This window comes from Streptomyces xanthochromogenes, assembly GCF_014650455.1.
In the GTDB taxonomy this organism is placed as follows: domain Bacteria; phylum Actinomycetota; class Actinomycetes; order Streptomycetales; family Streptomycetaceae; genus Streptomyces; species Streptomyces xanthochromogenes.
In genome coordinates, this window is sequence record NZ_BMUZ01000012.1 from 245,981 (window position 1) to 264,134 (window position 18,154).

The window sequence follows — 18,154 nt, forward strand, 5'->3', positions numbered from 1 at the left end:
ACGAGAGCGCGAAGAGGAACGAGCGGCCAGGTGAAGGCGAGGAGTCTCGGGGAATCCGCCCGGTGAGGGGCGGCGAGAGGAAGATACCCGGATGATCGCCGAATCGTCACCCCCTCGCGGGGGCGCGGGTTCCCGGGCGTGTCGGACGGCCCGGGACCGGCCGGGTCCCGGGCCGCGGCCACCGGGGCGGTGCGGGGTTTCAGCGCGGGGAAGCGGCCCGCACCAGGCCCTCGGTGACCCGGGTGTCCCGGCCCATCTCGGGGTGCCACTGGACGCCCAGGACCCAGGCGGCCCCGGGCAGTTCCGCCGCCTCGACGGTGCCGTCCCCGGCGTGCGCGGAGGCGACCAGGCCGGTGGCGAGGCGGTCCACGCACTGGTGGTGATAGGTCGGCACGTCCACCGCCTCGGGCACGAGCGAGGCGTACAGGGTGCCCGGCACCGGCTTCACGGTGTGCTCGCCGAACACGCCCCGGCCGCCGGTGTGCCCGTCCAGGTGCTGGACCAGGGTGCCGCCGAGGGCCACGTTGAGGAGCTGAAGGCCCCGGCAGACGCCGAGCAGGGGGGTGCCGGAGGCGAGGGCCGCCTCGATCAACGCCAGCTCCCAGGCGTCCCGTTCGCGGGCGGGGGGCCCGGTACGGGGCGACGGCTCGGCCCCGTACCTGACCGGCTCCACGTCCGCCCCGCCCGCGATGACCAGGCCGTCCAGGCGCGCCACGACCTCGGTGGCGGCCGCCGGGTCGTCGTCCGGCGGCAGCATCGCGGCCAGGCCCCCGGACGCCCGGACGAGCCGGGGGTATCCGGCGGGCAGCAGGGCGGCGGGCAGGTCCCACACGCCCCACCGGGCGGGCTCCAGATACGTACTGATGCCGATGAGCGGCTTGGACACGGCGGAGGTCTCCGTTCGGAAGGGGGTCAGTCCCGGGCGAGTTCGGCCTCGGCGGCGGCCAGGGCGGCGAACTCCTCCTCGGGTGCGTGGGCGACCAGTCGGTGGCGACTGTAGAAGGCGAAGTAGGCCAGCGCGATCGCATAGACGCCCAGCGCGATGAACGCCGCGTCCTTGTCCACCAGGAAGGTGGCCACCAGGGCGAAGAGCGCGAGCACGAAGGCGACGGTGGAGGTCAGGATTCCGCCTGGGGTGCGGTAGGGCCGCTCCAGGCCCGGCTCGCGGCGGCGCAGGACCACGTGCGAGAGGGCCATCAGGGCGTAGGAGATGGTGGCGCCGAACACCGCGACGTTCAGCATCCGGCCGCCGTTGCCGCTCCAGGCGGCCAGTGCGAAGCCGAGGGCGCCGGGGATCAGCAGGCCGAGGTAGGGCGACTTGCGGCGGCTGGTCAGGGACAGGAAGCGGGGCAGATAGCCGGCCCGGGACAGGGCGAAGAGCTGACGCGAGCCCGCGAAGATCAGCGAGAAGAAGGAGGCCACCAGGCCGGCCAGGCCCGCGTAGTTGACGAACCGGCTCAGGGCGGTGGGGCCGCCGTCGCCCTGGAGTGCCACGACCAGCGGGTTGCCCGCGTCCTTGAGGGCGGCCGAGCCGTGCGCTCCGGTCGCGGCGAAGAAGGTCACCACGGCGAGCAGCACGAGGACCGAGAGGGAGATGGCGAGCGCGCGCGGCATGGACCGTACCGGGTCCTTGGCCTCCTCGGCCGCGAGCGGTACCCCTTCGACGCCGAGGAAGAACCACATGCCGAACGGGAACGCGGCCCAGATGCCGAGGACCCCGAACGGCAGCCAGGAGTTGGAGCCGAGCGCCGAGGCGTCCACCGGGATGTCGTTGAGGCGGGAGGCGTCGAAGTCGGTGAAGGCGCCGATGGCGAAGACCAGCAGGGCGGCCACCGCGATCGCGGTCACCACGAGGCTGAAGCGCAGTGCCTCGCCCACGCCCCACAGATGGATGCCGATGAAGACCGCGAAGCAGGCGAGGTAGACGGGCCAGCCCGAGGTCAGGCCGAACAGGCCGAGCGATTCGACGTAGTCGCCGATGAAGAGCGAGATCGCGGCGGGCGCCAGGATGTACTCGATGAAGATCGCGGTGCCGGTCAGGAAGCCGCCCCAGGTGCCGAGCGCCCGGCGTGCGAAGCCGTAACCGCCGCCCGCGGTGGGCAGGATGGCCGACAGCTCGGCCAGCGAGAACACCAGACAGGCGTACATGATGCCCATCAGGACGGTGGCGGCGGCGAGGCCTCCGAAGCCGCCCTTGGACAGGCCGATGTTCCAGCCGGAGAAGTCGCCCGAGACCACGTAGGCGACGCCGAGCCCGGTGAGCAGCAGCCACCCGGCGCTGCCGCGCCGCAGGGTGCGCCGGTGCAGATAGTCGTCCTCGGCGGAGGCGGACGGTGGGGTGCGCAGATCGGTGCCCTCGGCCATGAGCCGCTCCAGATGATCGTCAAGGGAAGATCAGGTCAATGGTTCGGCTGCATACCTTTGCTGGAGGGCAGGGTGATGCGCAAGGGGTGGACGTAAAACCGCTGTTACGGACATCGCCGGTGAACGGGCGGCGGGACGTGGTCCGTTGCCCGTGCGGGACGGGGGAGCCGCTCAGGTCAGGAAGCCGCGCAGCAGCGCCGCGGTGCCCCCGCAGTGCTCGCGCATCACCTCGCGCGCCCCGTCCGCGTCCCCGTCGAGCACCGCCTCGACCAGATTGGTGTGCTGGTGCTGCGAGTGCTCCAGGTTGCGCACCAGGAGCGGGATGCAGTCGAGCAGGTCGTTCACGGTGGCCCGCACGGCCGCGTACTGGGCGGTGAGCGTGGGCGACCCCGAGAGCTCGGCGAGCGTGAGGTGGAGCAGGGTGTCCTGGCGGCGGTAGTCGGTGAGCTGGGCGTCGTGGGTCGCGGCGAGCGCGGCGCGCAGCCGCTCGGCGCCGTCGCCGGTCAGGCCGTGCGCCGCGCAGAGCCCGGCAGCGCCGACCTCCAGGACCTCCCGGAAGCGCAGGATGTCCTCGACGTCCACCGACGCGATGCGCCGGCGCAGCTCGTCCTCGCCGCCCTCGGCGGCCCTGGGCAGCACGAAGGTGCCGCCGTAGCGGCCGCGTCTGCTCTCCACCAGGCCCTGGTCCTGGAGCACCTTGAGCACCTCGCGCAGGGTGACCCGGCTGATCCCCATCCGCTCCGCCAACTCCCGCTCGGACGGCAGTCGTTCGCCGAACGGGACCAGACCCAGGCGCAGCAGTTGGAGGATCTGCTCCAGCGCTTCCTCGAAGCCGTTCCCGGCCCGTACGGTCCGCAGTACGGGGACGAGCGTGTCGGGCGTCCGGCCCGCCGTGCGGTCAGGTGTCCGGCCTTCCGCGCGGTCCGCCGAGTCGATCTTCTTCGCCACGTCGTGGATTCCCCTTCCCAATCAATGGTCTTACCCCATACCTTATGGCTCTCGGCTGACCCAAGGAGGAGCTTCCCGTGGCAGACCGCACACCCCCGCTCGCGATCGAGGAGCTGCGCGCTCTCGTCGCGAGCGGTGAGATCGACACTGTCGTCCTCGCCTTCCCCGATATGCAAGGGCGGCTGCAGGGAAAGCGCTTCGCCGCCGGGTTCTTCCTCGACGAGGTCCTGGCGCACGGCACCGAAGGCTGCAACTACCTGCTCGCCGTCGACACCGAGATGAACACGGTCGACGGCTACGCGATGTCGTCCTGGGAGCGCGGCTACGGCGACTTCGCCATGCACGCGGACCCGGCGACCCTGCGCCGCGTCCCGTGGAACGAGGGCACCGCGATGCTCATCGCCGACCTCGGCTGGGCCGACGGCTCGCCGGTGGTCGCGGCCCCCCGCCAGATCCTGCGCCGCCAGCTGGAGCGCCTGGCCGAGCTCGGCTACACCGCCCAGGTCGGCACCGAACTCGAATTCATCGTGTTCAAGGACAGCTACGAGCAGGCCTGGGACGCCGGATACAAGGGCCTCACCCCGGCCAACCAGTACAACATCGACTACTCGGTGCTCGGCACCGGCCGCATCGAGCCGCTCCTGCGCCGCATCCGCAACGAGATGCAGGCGGCCGGGCTGACCGTCGAGTCCGCCAAGGGCGAGTGCAATCCCGGCCAGCACGAGATCGTCTTCCGCTACGACGAGGCCCTGGTCACCTGCGACCAGCACGCCATCTACAAGACCGGCGCCAAGGAGATCGCGGCCCAGGAGGGCGTCTCGCTCACCTTCATGGCCAAGTACGACCAGCGCGAGGGCAACTCCTGCCACATCCACCTCTCGCTCACCGACGAGGACGGCCACAACGTGATGGCGGGCGAGGGGCCCGACCACATGTCGCCCGTGATGCGCCACTTCCTGGCCGGACAGCTCGCCGCGCTGCGCGACTTCTCCCTCCTGTACGCGCCGAACATCAACTCCTACAAGCGCTTCCAGCCGGGCTCCTTCGCGCCCACCGCGGTCGCCTGGGGCCACGACAACCGCACCTGCGCGCTGCGGGTCGTCGGCCACGGCGCCGGCACCCGCTTCGAGAACCGGCTGCCGGGCGGGGACGTCAACCCGCACCTGGCCGTCGCCGGACTCGTCGCGGCCGGCCTCCACGGCATCGAGAACAAGCTCGAACTGCCCGACGCCTGCACGTCCAACGCCTACGTCGGCGACTACGCGCACGTCCCGACCACCCTGCGCGAGGCCGCCGAACTGTGGGAGAACAGTCCCATCGCCAAAGCCGCGTTCGGCGACGAGGTCGTCGCGCACTACCGCAACATGGCGCGGGTCGAACTCGACGCGTTCGACGCCGCGGTCACCGACTGGGAGCTCCGCCGCTCCTTCGAACGGCTGTGAGGAACGACTTGTCCAGCGCATACGAGCTTCAGGTGCTCAACCCGGCCACCGAGGAAGTGATCGCGACCGTCCGGGGCGCGACCTCCGCGGACGTCGACGCCGCGGTGGTGCGAGCCCGGGCCGCACAGCAGGGCTGGGCCGCCGCGGCCCCCGCCGACCGGGCCCGCCTGCTGCGCCGCTTCGCGGCCGTGGTCGACGAACACATCGAGGAACTGGCCCGGTTGGAGGTCCGGGAGGCCGGACACACCATCGGCAACGCCCGCTGGGAGGCGGGCAACGTCCGCGACCTGCTCGACTTCTCCGCCGGGGGAGTGGAACGCCTGAGTGGTCGTCAGATCCCGGTGGCGGGCGGCCTCGACATCACCCTGCTCGAACCGCTCGGCGTGGTCGGCGTCATCGCCCCCTGGAACTTCCCGATGCCGATCGCCGCCTGGGGCACCGCCCCCGCGCTCGCGGCCGGCAACGCGGTGATCCTCAAGCCCGCCGAGACGACCCCGCTCACCGCGCTGCGGCTGGCCGAACTCGCCCTGGAGGCAGGGCTTCCCGAAGGCCTCTTCCAGGTGCTGCCGGGCGCGGGCGCGATCGCGGGCAACGAACTCGTCGAACACCCCGGCGTCGCGAAGATCGTCTTCACCGGGTCGACCCGGGTCGGCAAGCAGATCATGGCCAAGTGCGCCGACCGCGTGAAGCGGGTGACCCTCGAACTCGGCGGCAAGAGCCCCAACATCGTCTTCGCGGACGCCGACATCGAGGCCGCGGCCGCCGCCACCCCGATGTCCTTCCTCGACAACGCCGGCCAGGACTGCTGCGCGCGCACCCGCATCCTGGTCCAGCGCACGGCGTACGACCGCTTCATGGAGCTGCTCGGCCCCGCGATCGAGGAGATCGTGGTCGGCGACCCGGCCGACGAGAAGACCCGGATGGGCCCGCTCATCTCGCGCGTCCAGCTGGACCGGGTCAGGGCCTACGTCGCCGACGACGCGCCCGGCCTTCGCGGCAGTGCCCCCGAGGGGCCCGGGTTCTGGTTCCCGCCGACCGTCCTGACCGGCCTGGACCCGGACGCGCCCGCCGCCGTCGAGGAGGTCTTCGGACCCGTGGCCGTCGTCCTGCCCTTCGAGGACGAGGCGGACGCGGTCCGGCTCGCCAACGCCACCGACTACGGACTCTCCGGCTCGATCTGGACCCGGGACGTCGGCCGGGCGCTGCGCGTCTCGCGGGCCGTCGAGGCGGGCAACCTGTCCGTCAACTCCCATTCCAGCGTGCGGTATTCGACCCCGTTCGGCGGCTACAAGCAGTCCGGCCTCGGCCGTGAGCTCGGCCCCGACGCCCTCACCGCTTTCACCGAAACCAAGAACGTCTTCATCAGCACGGAGGCCTGAGCACACATGACCGACGACACCATCTGCCGCCGCCTGGTCGGCCGCACCGCCGTCATCACCGGAGCCGGCAGCGGCATCGGCCTCGCCACCGCCAAGCGGCTGGCCGCCGAGGGCGCCCACGTGGTGTGCGGCGACATCGACGAGACGGCGGGCAAGGCCGCCGCCGAGGCCGTCGGCGGCACCTTCGTGAAGGTCGACGTCACCGACCAGGAGCAGGTCGAGGCGCTCTTCAAGACGGCCTTCGACACGTACGGCAGCGTCGACATCGCGTTCAACAACGCGGGCATCTCGCCGCCCGACGACGACTCCATCCTCACCACCGGGCTCGACGCCTGGCGCCGGGTCCAGGAGGTCAACCTCACCTCCGTCTACCTGTGCTGCAAGGCCGCCCTGCCCTACATGCAGCGCCAGGGCCGCGGCTCCATCATCAACACCGCCTCGTTCGTGGCCGTCATGGGCGCCGCGACCTCGCAGATCTCCTACACCGCCTCCAAGGGCGGCGTGCTCGCGATGTCCCGTGAGCTCGGCGTGCAGTTCGCCCGCGAAGGCATCCGCGTCAACGCGCTGTGCCCGGGACCGGTCAACACCCCGCTGCTCCAGGAGCTGTTCGCCAAGGACCCCGAGCGCGCCGCGCGCCGCCTGGTGCACATCCCGGCCGGCCGGTTCGCCGAGGCGAACGAGATCGCCGCCGCCGTCGCCTTCCTCGCCAGCGACGACTCCTCGTTCATCAACGCCACCGACTTCTTGGTCGACGGCGGCATCTCCGGGGCGTACGTCACCCCGCTCTAAACCCCGCCAACCCCCGCTGTTCACCCGGGGGTCACGCATCCGGCAGCCGGGCGTCGCACGACGCCCGGCTGTGGTGTCTAACGTCCGCGATGATCGTCCCGACGACAGGAGTCCTCCAGCGTGTCCAAGTCCCCCGCCGTCCGCCGGCTTCCGGTCCTCGCCGCGGCCCTCTCCATAGCCGCGGCCGGCCTCGTCGCCGCCCAGCCCGCCGCGGCGCACCCGGCCCGCTGCCCCCAACTGACCGTCTCCGACGGCTGGTTCGGCGACAACCAGGACCGGATTCAGGACCTGATCGACAGCTACGGCAAGTGCGGCGCGGGCGCGGGGCACGGCAAGAAGCCGGTCGCCGTCTTCGACTGGGACAACACCGTCGTCAAGAACGACGTGGGCGACGCCACCATGTACTGGCTGCTGCGCAACGCCAAGATCCAGCGCCCGGTGCGCGGCGACTGGCACACCACCAGCCGCTACCTGACGGATGCCGCGGCCGCGTCCCTCACGGCCGCCTGCCCTTCGGGCCGGTCCACGACGCTGCCGACCGCCACCGACACCGCCTGCGCGGACGAGATCCTCGCGGTCTACGGCGAGGGCACCACCGGCAAGGGCGCCCCCGCCTTCGCCGGTTACGACCGCCGCACCATCGAGCCCTCGTACGCCTGGCTCGCCCAGCTCCTGCACGGCTGGACCCCGGCCCAGGTCAAGACCTTCGCGAGCGCGGCCCGCGCCGAGAACCTCAAGGCCCCCGCCGACGCCGTCCAGACGGTGGGCAGCAACACCAAGGCGACCGCCTGGGTGCGCTACTACGACCAGCAGCGCGACCTCATCCGCACGCTCCAGAAGGCCGGCTTCGACGTCTGGATCACCTCGGCCTCGCCCGAGCCCGTCGTCGACGTCTGGGCGCGCGGTGCGGGCGTCGACCCGGACCACGCCATCGGCATCCGCTCCACCACCGAGCGCGGCCGCATCACCTCGCACCTCAAGGGCTGCGGCTCGGCCAAGGACGGTGCCGACTCGATGATCACGTACATCGACGGCAAGCGCTGCTGGATCAACCAGGAGATCTTCGGCGTGCGCGGCGCCGCGGCCGAGAAGGTCCAGCCGGCCAGGAACCGCCAGGTGTTCGCGGCCGGGGACTCCGACACGGACGTGTCCTTCCTGCGCGACGCGACCGGGCTGCGGCTCGTCCTGAACCGCAACAAGAACGAGCTGATGTGCCGGGCGTACGACGACAGCGACGGCCGCTGGATCGTGAACCCCATGTTCATCGAGCCCAAGGGGCAGAAGACCGCGGCCTACCCCTGCGCCAGCACCGGCTACACCGGGCACGACGGCACCCCGGCCCCCGTGCGGCGCGCCGACGGCTCGGTCGTCCCGGATCAGCGCGACACGGTGTACGCCGGCTGAACACGCGTCCTAGGGTGTGCGCATGACCATGACGACCCCGCCCGGCTGGTACCCGGACCCGGGCCTGCCCGGCACCGAACGCTGGTGGGACGGCACCGTCTGGACCGCCCACACCAGAGCGCCGGACGGGCAGGTCTTCGGGCCGCCGCCCGTCGCCGTGGTCGTCGCACCGCCCGCCCGGCGGCGCGGCCCGCTGGTGATCGGTGCGGCGGCCGCGGTCCTGGTGGCCGCGGTCGTCGGCGCGGTCGCCCTCCGCGGCGGCGACGGCGGGGGGCCGCAGCCCGGGCGCGCCGGCAACAGTGCCGTGGCCTCCGGAACGGTCAACTCGCCTTCCGTACAGCCGAGTTCGGGGCCGTCCGCCGACCCGCACACCCTCGTCGACCAGCTCAACGGCATCACGCTGCCCATCCCCGACGGCTGGGAGAAGACCGACGACCCGGTGTCCGGGCTCGTCACCATGGCGACGAAGGACACCTACGACTGCCCCGGTGACGCCGGGTTCTGCCATCACGGCACGGTCACCACGTCGACGGCCACCATGACCGACCTCACGACCGCCGAGGCCGTCGCCAAGCACGACATCACCGACGCCGCCAACGACGCCTACGACCACGACCCGGTCGGCTCCCGCCCCTACAACGGCATCACCTCGCACCGGGAGGTGAAGTCCGGCTCCGTCGTCGTCGACGGGCGCACCGGCTACCTGGTGCGCTGGCAGGTCAAAACCGGTGCGGGGCCCGGCGGTTACGTCGAATCGCTCGCCTTCCCCTCGACGGTGGGCAGCCAGGCGACGGTCGTCGCCCGGTTCGCCTTCGACGCGGGTCCCGGCGGGCCGTCGCTCGCCCTCATCGACACCGTCACCCGGGGCATCGCGCCCATCGGCGGCGGCCAGAACGGCGGGGTCGGCACCAGCTTGGCCCCGCCGTCCCTGTGACCACGTCCTACAGGAAGGTGCGGCCCTCGCCCCGGTACGTCGGCACGGTCGCCGTCACCCGGTCGCCCTCGACGAGCTGCAACTCCTCGAAGCGCTCGCACAGTTCGCCCGCCTTGGCGTGCCGGAACCACACCTTGTCGCCGATCAGGAGATCGTCCGCGGCCGAGCCCAGCAGCGGCGTCTGCACCTCTCCCGCGCCCTCCTGCCCGTCGTAGCCGAGCCCCTCCGGCAGGTACGGCACCGGCAGCCGGTCCGTGCCGGGCGCCCCCGAGGCCGGGTAGCCGCCGCCGAGCACGGTCACCACACCGACACCCGGCCGGCGCACCACGGGCTGGGCGAACAGCGCCGCCGGACGCCCGCTGAACGACGTGTAGTTGTCGAAGAGGCGCGGCACGTACAGCCCCGAGCCCGCCGCGATCTCGGTCACCGCCGCCTCGGCCGCGGTGTGCTGCACGCTGCCGGTGCCGCCGCCGTTGACGAACTCCAGGTCCGGCGCGACCGCCCGCACCGCGCGCACCACCTCGGCGCGCCGCGCCGCCAGCTCCTTGCGGGCCGCGGACTGCATCAGCCGGATCGCGCGCGAGCGCACCGGACGCCCCGCCACCGCGTCCCCGACCCCGGCCACATGGCCCTCGTACGCCATCAGACCCACCAGGCGGAACCCGGGACGGCGGGCCACCGAGCGGGCCAGGTCGGCGAGTTGGGCGGGGGTGCGCAAGGGGGAGCGGCGGGCGCCGACCCGGACCCGGCCGCCGAACAGCTGGAGCGAGGTGTCCAGTTCCAGACAGACCCGCACCTCCAGGTCCTGGCGCTCGCGTGCCGCGTCCACCAGGTCGAGCTGAGCGGGGTCGTCCACCATCACGGTGACGGCCGCCGCCAGCTTGGGGTCCGAGGTCAGCTCGGCGAAGGCGGTCCGGTCCGCGGACGGATAGGCGAGCAGTACGTCCTCGAACCCGGCCCGCGCCAGCCACAGCGACTCGGCGAGCGTGAACGACATGATCCCGGCGAACCCGGGCCGGGCGAGCACCCGCTCCAGGAGGGCCCGGCACCGTACCGACTTGCTGGCGACCCGGATCGGCTTGCCGGCGGCCCGGCGGACCAGATCGTCCGCGTTGGCGTCGAACGCCTCCAGGTCGACGATCGCCACGGGCGCGTCGAGGTGGGCGGTCGCCCGGTCGTACCGGGCACGGTCAGCGGCGCGGGGTGTCATGGCGGAAGCCTGCCAGAACCGGTTACCACAAGGTAGGGGAGAGCGGGTGCGGATGTGGAAGGAGCCCGGCCGGTCTGCACCCGCACAGGATCAACCCGTAGAGTGACGCCCTGGCAGTAACGGGCTGAGCTGGACGGCAAGAGGGGCACGAGGGGGGCGGATGACCACCGACGCACGACCCCCGGGCACCCCTCAACCACCGCCGCCCGCACCGGAGTCCGAGCCCGCGCAGAAGTCCGCGTCCCTCCCGCGGCAGCCCGCGCCCGAGGACGCGGCGGACCGGCTGCGCTCCGCGCTCGACCTGGTCGACCCCGGACCCGTCCTGCCGAACACCCCCATACCGCCCCGCTCTTCGCCGATACCTCCCGTGCCCTCCGTGCCGCGACCGCCGGAGATACCTCCGCTGCCGGTCGGTCCGCCGAAGCCGCTGCTTCCCCCGGAACCGCTGTCCGACGAGCCGGGCCCGCTCAGGCCGGTGCCGGTCCGGCGGCCCGGGCGCGTGGCCGCCGCCGCGATCTGCGTGGTGCTGGGCGCCGGGCTCATCGGCGGGGCGGCGGCGGGCACCTGGCTGGACGGCGACGCCGAACCCGCTGTCCGCAGCAATTTCACCGCCGCCCGCGACCTGTGGCACAGCGTGCCCGTCGACACCCTCTTCCCGCCGACGATCCGCGGTACCGGCGCGGGCCCCGGCGGCGCCGACCGCGAGTGGACCCGGGTCGGGGTCGCCCCGGACGGCGACTGCGCGGGCGCTCTGGACCCCCTCCTGCTCAAGGTCCTCGAACCGGTCGGCTGCGCCCGTCTGGTGCGCGCCACCTACACCGACGCCACCGCCAGCAGCGTGATCACCGTCGGCCTCGTCTTCACCCGGGCCGAGCCCGCCGCGATGACCGACCTGGCGAACCGGTTCACCACCGAGAAGCTCGCCGACCGCTCCGACCTGATGCCGCGCGCCTACCCGGTGAAGAACACGGACGCCGCCGCGTTCGGAGACCAGCAGCGCGCGAGCTGGACGGTGCGGGTCCTCACCGACGCCCCCGTGGTCGTCACCGCCGTCTCCGGCTTCGCCGACGGCCGCCGCATCGACGCCCCCCAGTCCGCCGAGCAGGCCACGGCCGACGGCGCCAGCGGTCCCGTGGCCGAGGCGGGCCTCGGCCACGACGCCAAGGGCATCGCCGACAACGTCGAACGCGGCCTGCGCAAGAAGGCCGCCGCAAGCCCGGAGCCCGCATCATGACCGAGCCCCTGCCGACCGCAACCGCCGGGCCCCGCCGGTCCCGGACGGGGGCGCGGCGCGCCGGCACCCTCGCCGCGGCGGCCGTCCTCGCCCTTCTCGTCTCCGCCGTCCCGGCCCACGCCGACGGCATCCGGGACCGCCAGTGGGAGCTGGGCGCCATGCACACCGAGCAGGCGTGGCAGACGACCAGGGGCAAGGGCATCACCGTCGCGGTCCTGGACACGGGCGTCGACGGCAGCCATCCCGACCTCGCCGGACAGGTGCTGCCCGGCAACGACCTCGTCGGTTTCGGGGCCGGCCAGGGCAGTCGCGACTGGGCCCGGCACGGCACCGCCATGGCCGGCATCATCGCGGGCCACGGCCACGGCGCCGGTGACCGCGCGGGGGTGCTCGGCATCGCACCCGAGGCAAAGATCCTGCCGGTGCGGGTCATCCTGGAATCCACCGACCCGGCCCGCAAACAGGCCCGCGAGACCAAGGGCGGCGCGCTCGCCGCGGGCATCCGCTGGGCCGCCGACAACGGCGCCGACGTCATCAACCTCTCGCTCGGCGACGACAGTGCCTCCGCCCACCCCGAGCCCGCCGAGGACGCGGCCATCCAGTACGCCCTCGGCAAGGGCGCGGCGGTCGTGGCCTCCGCGGGCAACGGCGGCGACCAGGGCGACCACATCTCCTACCCGGCCGCCTACCCGGGCGTCATCGCGGTCGCGGCCGTCGACAAGAACGGCACCCACGCCTCCTTCTCCACCCGCCGCTGGTACGCCACCGTCAGCGCCCCCGGTGTGGACGTCGTCATAGCCGACCCGGACCGCAAGTACTACGAGGGCTGGGGCACCAGCGCCGCCTCCGCCTTCGTCTCCGGCGCGGTCGCCCTCGTCCGCTCGGCGAACCGCGGCCTCACCCCGGCGCAGATCAAGAAGCTCCTGGAGGACACCGCCCGGGGCGCCCCCGACGGCGGCCGCGACGACGCCCGCGGCTACGGCATGATCGACCCGGCGGCCGCGCTCGCGGCCGCGGCCCGCCTCAAGCCCGCCGCCCTGCGTTCGCAGTCCGCGGCCAATGGCAGCACGTACTTCGGCGGCGGCCCGGACAAGCCCGTCGCCGCCAAGGACCCGGCCGACTGGCTGGTCCCCCTCTCCGCGGGCGGCGGCGTCCTGCTGCTCGGGGCCGGGGTGGCGCTCTGGCGCTCCACCCGGGTCAGGACCCCGCGCGAGTGGCTCTGAGCGGGGAGGTCGTGGGCGGGCGTGGAAGCGGGCCCGGTTAGGCTCGTCGCGTGGCGCTCAAGAACATTCCGGATTCCGGCTTCTCCGACGACGACGGCACCGCCGCCCCCGAACTGACCGAGGCGCTCGCCGCCTGGGCGCAGGACAGGTCGGCCGAACCACGCGTGCTGGCGGCGCTGCGCACCGCGCGGCTGCTCGTCCCCGTGGTCGCGGTGCTGGGCGAGAGCGAGATCGACGAGAACGGCCTCAAGCGCGAGAAGACCAGCGACATGGCCGTCCCCACCCTGAAGGCGGGCGACCGCACGGCGCTGCCCGCGTTCACCTCGATCGCGGCGCTGGCCCGGTGGGACCCGGCGGCCCGGCCGGTCGCGGTGCCTCTGCACCAGGCCCTCGCGGCGGCCGTGCACGAGAAGGCGGACACCGTGGTCATCGACCTCGCGGGCCCGGTCGCGTACGAGCTGAAGGGCGCGGCCCTGCTCGCCCTCGCGGAGGGCCGCAGCAGCACGGACCCGCTCCAGGACCCCGCGGTGCTCGGGGCGGTGCGCTCGGCGGTGGCCGCGGTGCCCTCGGTGCTGCGCGCCCATCTCGGCCCCGGCAGCGCGGACGGCACGCTCGCCCTGGTGCTCGCCGACGGCACGGCGCCGGCGGACGCGGGCCGCGAGGTGGCCGAGCTGATCGCGGCGGACCAGACCCTGCGGGCCCGGCTCGTCCAGGGCCTCGACCTGGCGCTGTTGCCGGCGGAGGCCCCACAGCCGAACGAGCCGCTCTTCACCCGCTGAGGGGAGGAGCGGCCCGTTCGGGTCGTGCGGGCGGCCGGCCCGGCCGGTCGGGCGAGCCGTGGTGCGGGCGGGCCTCAGCCGAAGACGGCACCCGTGTACTTCTCGCCCGGGCCCTTGCCCGGCTCGTCCGGCACGACCGAGGCTTCGCGGAACGCGAGCTGGAGCGACTTGAGGCCGTCGCGCAGCGGGGCGGCGTGGAAGGACGAGATCTCGGTGGCACCGGCGTCGAGCAGGCCGGCCAGGGCGTGCACCAGCTTGCGGGCCTCGTCGAGGTCCTTGTACTGGTCGCCCTCCTCGGTCAGACCGAGCTTCACGGCGGCGGCGCTCATCAGGTTCACGGCGACCGTCACGATCACCTCGACCGCCGGGACCTCCGCGATGTCGCGGGCCATGGTGTCGAAGTCTGCGGGCTGATTGGGGGGCGTCTCACTCATGCCCCACACGATATGCGGTGCCCGGGCGCCCGCTTCCCGCGCACTCGATTCGCCCGCCCGTCCGGTTGCTGCTAACCTTGTGTAACGACCGGCCAGGCACGTGTGCCCGGCCCACAAGTGGAGGCTCCGATCTCCCACCCGGCCACCCTCAGGGGAGGCGGGTCATCCGGTCAGGTGGCCACCATCGTTCCGTACGGACGATGGAGCCGCCCGATGTGCGCCCCGCGGTAGACCGTGGTGGTGTTCCGGTTTTCTTGGAGCCCCGCCTGTGTCCGTCCGGGGCATTTTTTGTGCCTCGTGGCGGTTGGTCACGTCACCAGACGTACGCGGCTGTCTGCCAGACAGTCGTGTGGTGCTACCGAGGAGGATCCATCAGCGCCGAGCCCCGCATCAACGACCGGATTCGCGTTCCCGAGGTGCGACTTGTCGGCCCCAGCGGCGAGCAGGTCGGAATTGTTCCGCTTGCCAAGGCCCTGGAGCTCGCCCAGGAGTACGACCTCGACCTGGTCGAGGTCGCGGCGACCGCCCGTCCGCCCGTGTGCAAGCTCATGGACTACGGGAAGTTCAAGTACGAGTCGGCCATGAAGGCCCGTGAGGCGCGCAAGAACCAGGCGCACACGGTCATCAAGGAGATGAAGCTCCGGCCGAAGATCGACCCGCACGACTACGACACCAAAAAGGGTCACGTCGTCCGGTTCCTCAAGCAGGGCGACAAGGTCAAGATCACGATCATGTTCCGTGGTCGCGAGCAGTCCCGGCCGGAACTCGGCTACCGACTGCTCCAGCGCCTCGCTTCGGACGTGGAGGAGCTCGGCTTCGTCGAGTCCAGCCCGAAGCAGGACGGCCGAAACATGATCATGGTTCTCGGTCCGCACAAGAAGAAGACCGAGGCGATGGCCGAAGCCCGCGAGGCCCAGGCGGCCCGCAAGGCGGAGCGCCAGGGTCAGTCGGCCCAGGCGGACGAGTCCGTCGAGGACGAGGCCGTCGCCGAGGCGCCGGTCGCCGAGGCCGCGCCGGCCGAGGAACCTGCCGAGGCCTGATTCCGGGACAGCCCGTTCCGGATGTCAACCGATACACATGACGCTCCCGAGCGCCGGTCCCCGGACCGGCTGGGAGCGCCACTGACGAGGAGATAACGGCGCTATGCCGAAGAACAAGTCGCACAGCGGTACCAGCAAGCGCTTCAAGATCACCGGCTCTGGCAAGGTGCTCCGTGAGCGTGCCGGCAAGCGCCACCTGCTCGAGCACAAGTCGTCCAAGAAGACCCGCTCGCTGACGGGCACGGTCGTCGTGGCTCCGGCCGACGCCAAGAAGATCAAGAAGCTTCTCGGCAAGTGACGTTCCTCCGCCTCCGCCCGTCGGAGGCGGAACGTCGAGACCGGGACCCATTCGATTTCGGGCCGTGTGAGTCCAACCACGGCCCCGCTACAAGGAGTTAACAAGTGGCACGCGTCAAGCGGGCAGTCAACGCCCACAAGAAGCGCCGGGCAATCCTCGAGGCGGCCTCCGGCTACCGCGGTCAGCGTTCGCGCCTGTACCGCAAGGCCAAGGAGCAGGTCACCCACTCGCTGGTCTACAACTACAACGACCGCAAGAAGCGCAAGGGCGACTTCCGTCAGCTGTGGATCCAGCGCATCAACGCCGCTGCCCGCCAGAACGGCATGACGTACAACCGCCTCATCCAGGGTCTGAAGGCCGCCAACATCGAGGTGGACCGCAAGATCCTGGCCGAGCTCGCGGTCAACGACGCCAACGCGTTCGCCGCGCTCGTCGAGGTGGCCCAGAAGGCCCTCCCGAGCGACGTCAACGCCCCGAAGGCCGCGTAAGCGCCCGACGGCTTGTCGAGCAGAACCGGACCCGCAGGCCGCTGGCCTGCGGGTCCCGGTGCGTTGCGGGGGCCGCGCCCCCGGACCCCCCGTCTCCGGGGGCCGCGCCCCCAGGCCCCCGCCCCCTCGTAGAGAGACCGCGAGCACATGCCCACCCCCGAGCTGATCTCCCCGCGTTCCCCGCGCGTCGCCGCCGCCCGCCGGCTCGCCCGGCGCAACTTCCGGGGCAAGGAACGCCGGTTCATCGCCGAGGGGCCGCAGGCCGTCCGCGAGGCCGTGGAGCACCGCAGCGACGGTGAGCCCACCCTCGTCGAGCTGTTCACCACCGTCGAGGCCGCCGAGCGGTACGCGGACATCGTGACCGCGGCCCTGGACGCGGGCGCCCGCGTCCACTACGCCGACGACGAGGTGCTCGCCGAGGTCTCCCAGACCGTCACCCCGCAGGGCCTGGTCGGCGTCTGCCGCTTCCTGGACTCGCCGTTCGAGGAGATCCTCAGGGCCGAGCCCAAGCTGGTCGCCGTGCTCGCGCACGTCCGCGACCCCGGGAACGCCGGCACCGTCCTGCGCTGCGCGGACGCCGCGGGCGCCGACGCGGTCGTCCTCACCGACGCCTCCGTCGACCTCTACAACCCCAAGTCCGTGCGGGCGTCGGTCGGTTCGCTCTTCCATCTGCCGGTCGCGGTCGGCGTCCCCGTCGAGCAGGCCGTCCAGGGCCTGCGGGACGCGGGCGTACGCATCCTGGCGGCCGACGGGGCCGGCGAGGACGACCTCGACGCCGAGCTGGACGCGGGGACGATGGGCGGCCCGACCGCCTGGATCTTCGGCAACGAGGCCTGGGGCCTGCCCGAGGAGACCCGCGCACTCGCGGACGCCGTGGTGCGCGTGCCCATCCACGGAAAGGCCGAGAGCCTCAACCTCGCCACCGCCGCCGCGGTGTGCCTCTACGCCTCCGCTCGTGCGCAGCGTGCTGCCGGAGGGTGCCGCTCCGTCACCTCCTACTAGTAGGGTGGCGGGCTCGGGGGCCCACTCAGCGCTTCGGAGAGGTGGGATACGGGGATGGCTGTCGGCATGAGCGGCATCGGCAACAGCACCGCGCTGTACCCGTCCGGCGGTCCTGATGTCCTCGGCTTCGATCCCGACGACCTGCCCGACGGCATCGTGGTCGCCGACGACAAGGGCCGGGTGATCTGTTTCAACGCGGCCGCGGTCAGGATCACGGCGGTTCCCCGGCACGAGGCGCTCGGCCGCCCGCTGGAGCGGGCGCTGCCCCTGGAGGACCTCAAGGGCCGCCGCTGGTGGCAGCTCACCGACCCCTACGGCGGCCTCGCCATCCGCGTGGGCCAGCCCGAACGCAATCTGCTGCTGCCCGGCGGCCGCGAAGTGCTGGTCTCCGCCCGGTACGTACGCGAGCGCCCGACCGGCCCGGTCCGCCGGGTCGTGGTCAGCCTGCGCTCCACCGAGGCCCGTCGGCGCACCGAGCGCTCGCACGCCGAGCTCATCGCCACCGTCGCCCACGAGCTGCGCTCCCCGCTGACCTCCGTCAAGGGCTTCACCGCGACGCTCCTCGCCAAGTGGGAGCGGTTCACGGACGACCAGAAGCGCCTGATGCTGGAGACCGTCGACGCCGACGCCAACCGGGTCACCCGGCTCATCGCCGAACTCCTCGACATCTCCCGCATCGACTCGGGCCGCCTCGAAGTGCGCCGCCAGCCGGTCGACGTCCCGGCCGCCGTCGGCCGTCACCTCCAGGCCCATGTCGCCTCGGGGCAGAGCGCCGACCGCTTCCTGGTCCGCATCCAGCGGCCGCTGCCCGATCTGTGGGCCGATCCGGACAAGATCGACCAAGTGCTCGGCAACCTGCTGGAAAACGCGGTGCGCCACGGCGAGGGAACCGTCACCATTGAGGTGGCACCAGCGCCCGTACGCATCGACGAGCACGACGAGAAGGGAACGGCCGTCACCGTGAGCGACGAAGGCCCCGGCATTCCCGAGGAGTCGATGGGCCGCGTCTTCACCCGCTTCTGGCGGGGGAGCAAGCGCGGCGGGACCGGGCTCGGCCTGTACATCGTCAAGGGCATCGTCGAGGCGCACGGCGGCACGATCACGGTGGGCCGCGGCCCCGGCGGCGGCGCCCAGTTCCGATTTATCCTGCCCGTCGGCGCTCCGGCGTATCTCCAGTAGATCGCCC

The 18,154-nt window shown here is 72.5% G+C and carries 18 protein-coding genes; 13 read left to right on the top strand and 5 right to left on the bottom strand.

Going from position 1 to position 18,154, the window contains the following annotated elements:
* Positions 1 to 199: 199 nt before the first annotated feature.
* The 3 genes from IE267_RS29250 to IE267_RS29260 form a co-directional block, all read right to left on the bottom strand.
* Entirely contained in the window at positions 200 to 886 is a 687-nt protein-coding gene (locus tag IE267_RS29250) for a gamma-glutamyl-gamma-aminobutyrate hydrolase family protein (RefSeq protein WP_189765296.1), read from the bottom strand.
* A gap of 26 nt (positions 887 to 912) precedes the next feature.
* Complete coding sequence (gene eat / locus IE267_RS29255) at positions 913 to 2,364, bottom strand: ethanolamine permease (protein ID WP_189765297.1); 1,452 nt, start codon at positions 2,362 to 2,364, stop codon at positions 913 to 915.
* 171 nt (positions 2,365 to 2,535) lie between these two features.
* Positions 2,536 to 3,300, bottom strand: a complete 765-nt coding sequence (locus tag IE267_RS29260) for a FadR/GntR family transcriptional regulator (RefSeq protein WP_161246565.1) — start codon at positions 3,298 to 3,300, stop codon at positions 2,536 to 2,538.
* Between the two features lie 89 nt (positions 3,301 to 3,389).
* On the opposite strand from IE267_RS29260, the gene IE267_RS29265 reads away from it, so the two are divergent.
* From IE267_RS29265 to IE267_RS29285, 5 genes are all read left to right on the top strand, one after another.
* The gene (locus IE267_RS29265) at positions 3,390 to 4,754 is read left to right on the top strand and encodes a glutamine synthetase family protein (protein WP_167154728.1); all 1,365 of its coding nucleotides are present in this window, start codon (positions 3,390 to 3,392) and stop codon (positions 4,752 to 4,754) included.
* 8 nt (positions 4,755 to 4,762) lie between these two features.
* Entirely contained in the window at positions 4,763 to 6,133 is a 1,371-nt protein-coding gene (locus IE267_RS29270; protein ID WP_167154732.1) for an aldehyde dehydrogenase family protein, read from the top strand.
* A gap of 6 nt (positions 6,134 to 6,139) precedes the next feature.
* Complete coding sequence (locus IE267_RS29275) at positions 6,140 to 6,922, top strand: 3-oxoacyl-ACP reductase (protein ID WP_167154735.1); 783 nt, start codon at positions 6,140 to 6,142, stop codon at positions 6,920 to 6,922.
* Between the two features lie 120 nt (positions 6,923 to 7,042).
* Entirely contained in the window at positions 7,043 to 8,326 is a 1,284-nt protein-coding gene (locus IE267_RS29280) for a haloacid dehalogenase-like hydrolase (protein WP_189765298.1), read from the top strand.
* A gap of 22 nt (positions 8,327 to 8,348) precedes the next feature.
* The gene (locus IE267_RS29285) at positions 8,349 to 9,260 is read left to right on the top strand and encodes a DUF2510 domain-containing protein (RefSeq protein WP_189765299.1); all 912 of its coding nucleotides are present in this window, start codon (positions 8,349 to 8,351) and stop codon (positions 9,258 to 9,260) included.
* 7 nt (positions 9,261 to 9,267) lie between these two features.
* On the opposite strand, the gene IE267_RS29290 is transcribed toward IE267_RS29285, so the two are convergent.
* Positions 9,268 to 10,470: an amino acid deaminase/aldolase gene (locus tag IE267_RS29290; RefSeq protein WP_189765300.1), complete on the bottom strand. Its 1,203-nt coding sequence runs from the start codon at positions 10,468 to 10,470 to the stop codon at positions 9,268 to 9,270.
* Positions 10,471 to 10,630: 160 nt separating this feature from the next.
* On the opposite strand from IE267_RS29290, the gene IE267_RS29295 reads away from it, so the two are divergent.
* Genes IE267_RS29295 through IE267_RS29305 form a run of 3 tightly spaced genes read left to right on the top strand, consistent with a single transcriptional unit; the run spans position 10,631 to position 13,706 of the window.
* Positions 10,631 to 11,704 (top strand): hypothetical protein, encoded by a 1,074-nt coding sequence (locus IE267_RS29295; RefSeq protein WP_189765301.1) that lies wholly within the window; start codon positions 10,631 to 10,633, stop codon positions 11,702 to 11,704.
* The gene (mycP, locus tag IE267_RS29300; protein ID WP_189765302.1) at positions 11,701 to 12,927 is read left to right on the top strand and encodes a type VII secretion-associated serine protease mycosin; all 1,227 of its coding nucleotides are present in this window, start codon (positions 11,701 to 11,703) and stop codon (positions 12,925 to 12,927) included. The genes IE267_RS29295 and mycP overlap by 4 nt, the downstream gene beginning before the upstream one ends.
* Positions 12,928 to 12,977: 50 nt before the next feature.
* Positions 12,978 to 13,706 (top strand): SseB family protein, encoded by a 729-nt coding sequence (locus IE267_RS29305; protein ID WP_167154750.1) that lies wholly within the window; start codon positions 12,978 to 12,980, stop codon positions 13,704 to 13,706.
* A gap of 74 nt (positions 13,707 to 13,780) precedes the next feature.
* On the opposite strand, the gene IE267_RS29310 is transcribed toward IE267_RS29305, so the two are convergent.
* Entirely contained in the window at positions 13,781 to 14,140 is a 360-nt protein-coding gene (locus IE267_RS29310; protein WP_100577120.1) for a DUF1844 domain-containing protein, read from the bottom strand.
* Positions 14,141 to 14,487: 347 nt separating this feature from the next.
* Between IE267_RS29310 and infC the strand changes: the two genes are divergently transcribed.
* The 5 genes from infC (at position 14,488) to IE267_RS29335 (ending at position 18,147) form a co-directional block, all read left to right on the top strand.
* Positions 14,488 to 15,180 (top strand): translation initiation factor IF-3, encoded by a 693-nt coding sequence (infC, locus tag IE267_RS29315; protein ID WP_167154753.1) that lies wholly within the window; start codon positions 14,488 to 14,490, stop codon positions 15,178 to 15,180.
* A 103-nt stretch (positions 15,181 to 15,283) separates the two neighbouring features.
* Positions 15,284 to 15,478 (top strand): 50S ribosomal protein L35, encoded by a 195-nt coding sequence (gene rpmI, locus IE267_RS29320; protein ID WP_100577122.1) that lies wholly within the window; start codon positions 15,284 to 15,286, stop codon positions 15,476 to 15,478.
* 104 nt (positions 15,479 to 15,582) lie between these two features.
* Positions 15,583 to 15,966, top strand: coding sequence for a 50S ribosomal protein L20 (rplT, locus tag IE267_RS29325; RefSeq protein WP_003970214.1), 384 nt, complete (start codon positions 15,583 to 15,585; stop codon positions 15,964 to 15,966).
* 147 nt (positions 15,967 to 16,113) lie between these two features.
* Positions 16,114 to 16,968, top strand: coding sequence for a TrmH family RNA methyltransferase (locus IE267_RS29330; RefSeq protein ID WP_167154756.1), 855 nt, complete (start codon positions 16,114 to 16,116; stop codon positions 16,966 to 16,968).
* 66 nt (positions 16,969 to 17,034) lie between these two features.
* Positions 17,035 to 18,147: a sensor histidine kinase gene (locus IE267_RS29335; RefSeq protein ID WP_229861490.1), complete on the top strand. Its 1,113-nt coding sequence runs from the start codon at positions 17,035 to 17,037 to the stop codon at positions 18,145 to 18,147.
* Positions 18,148 to 18,154: the final 7 nt, after the last annotated feature.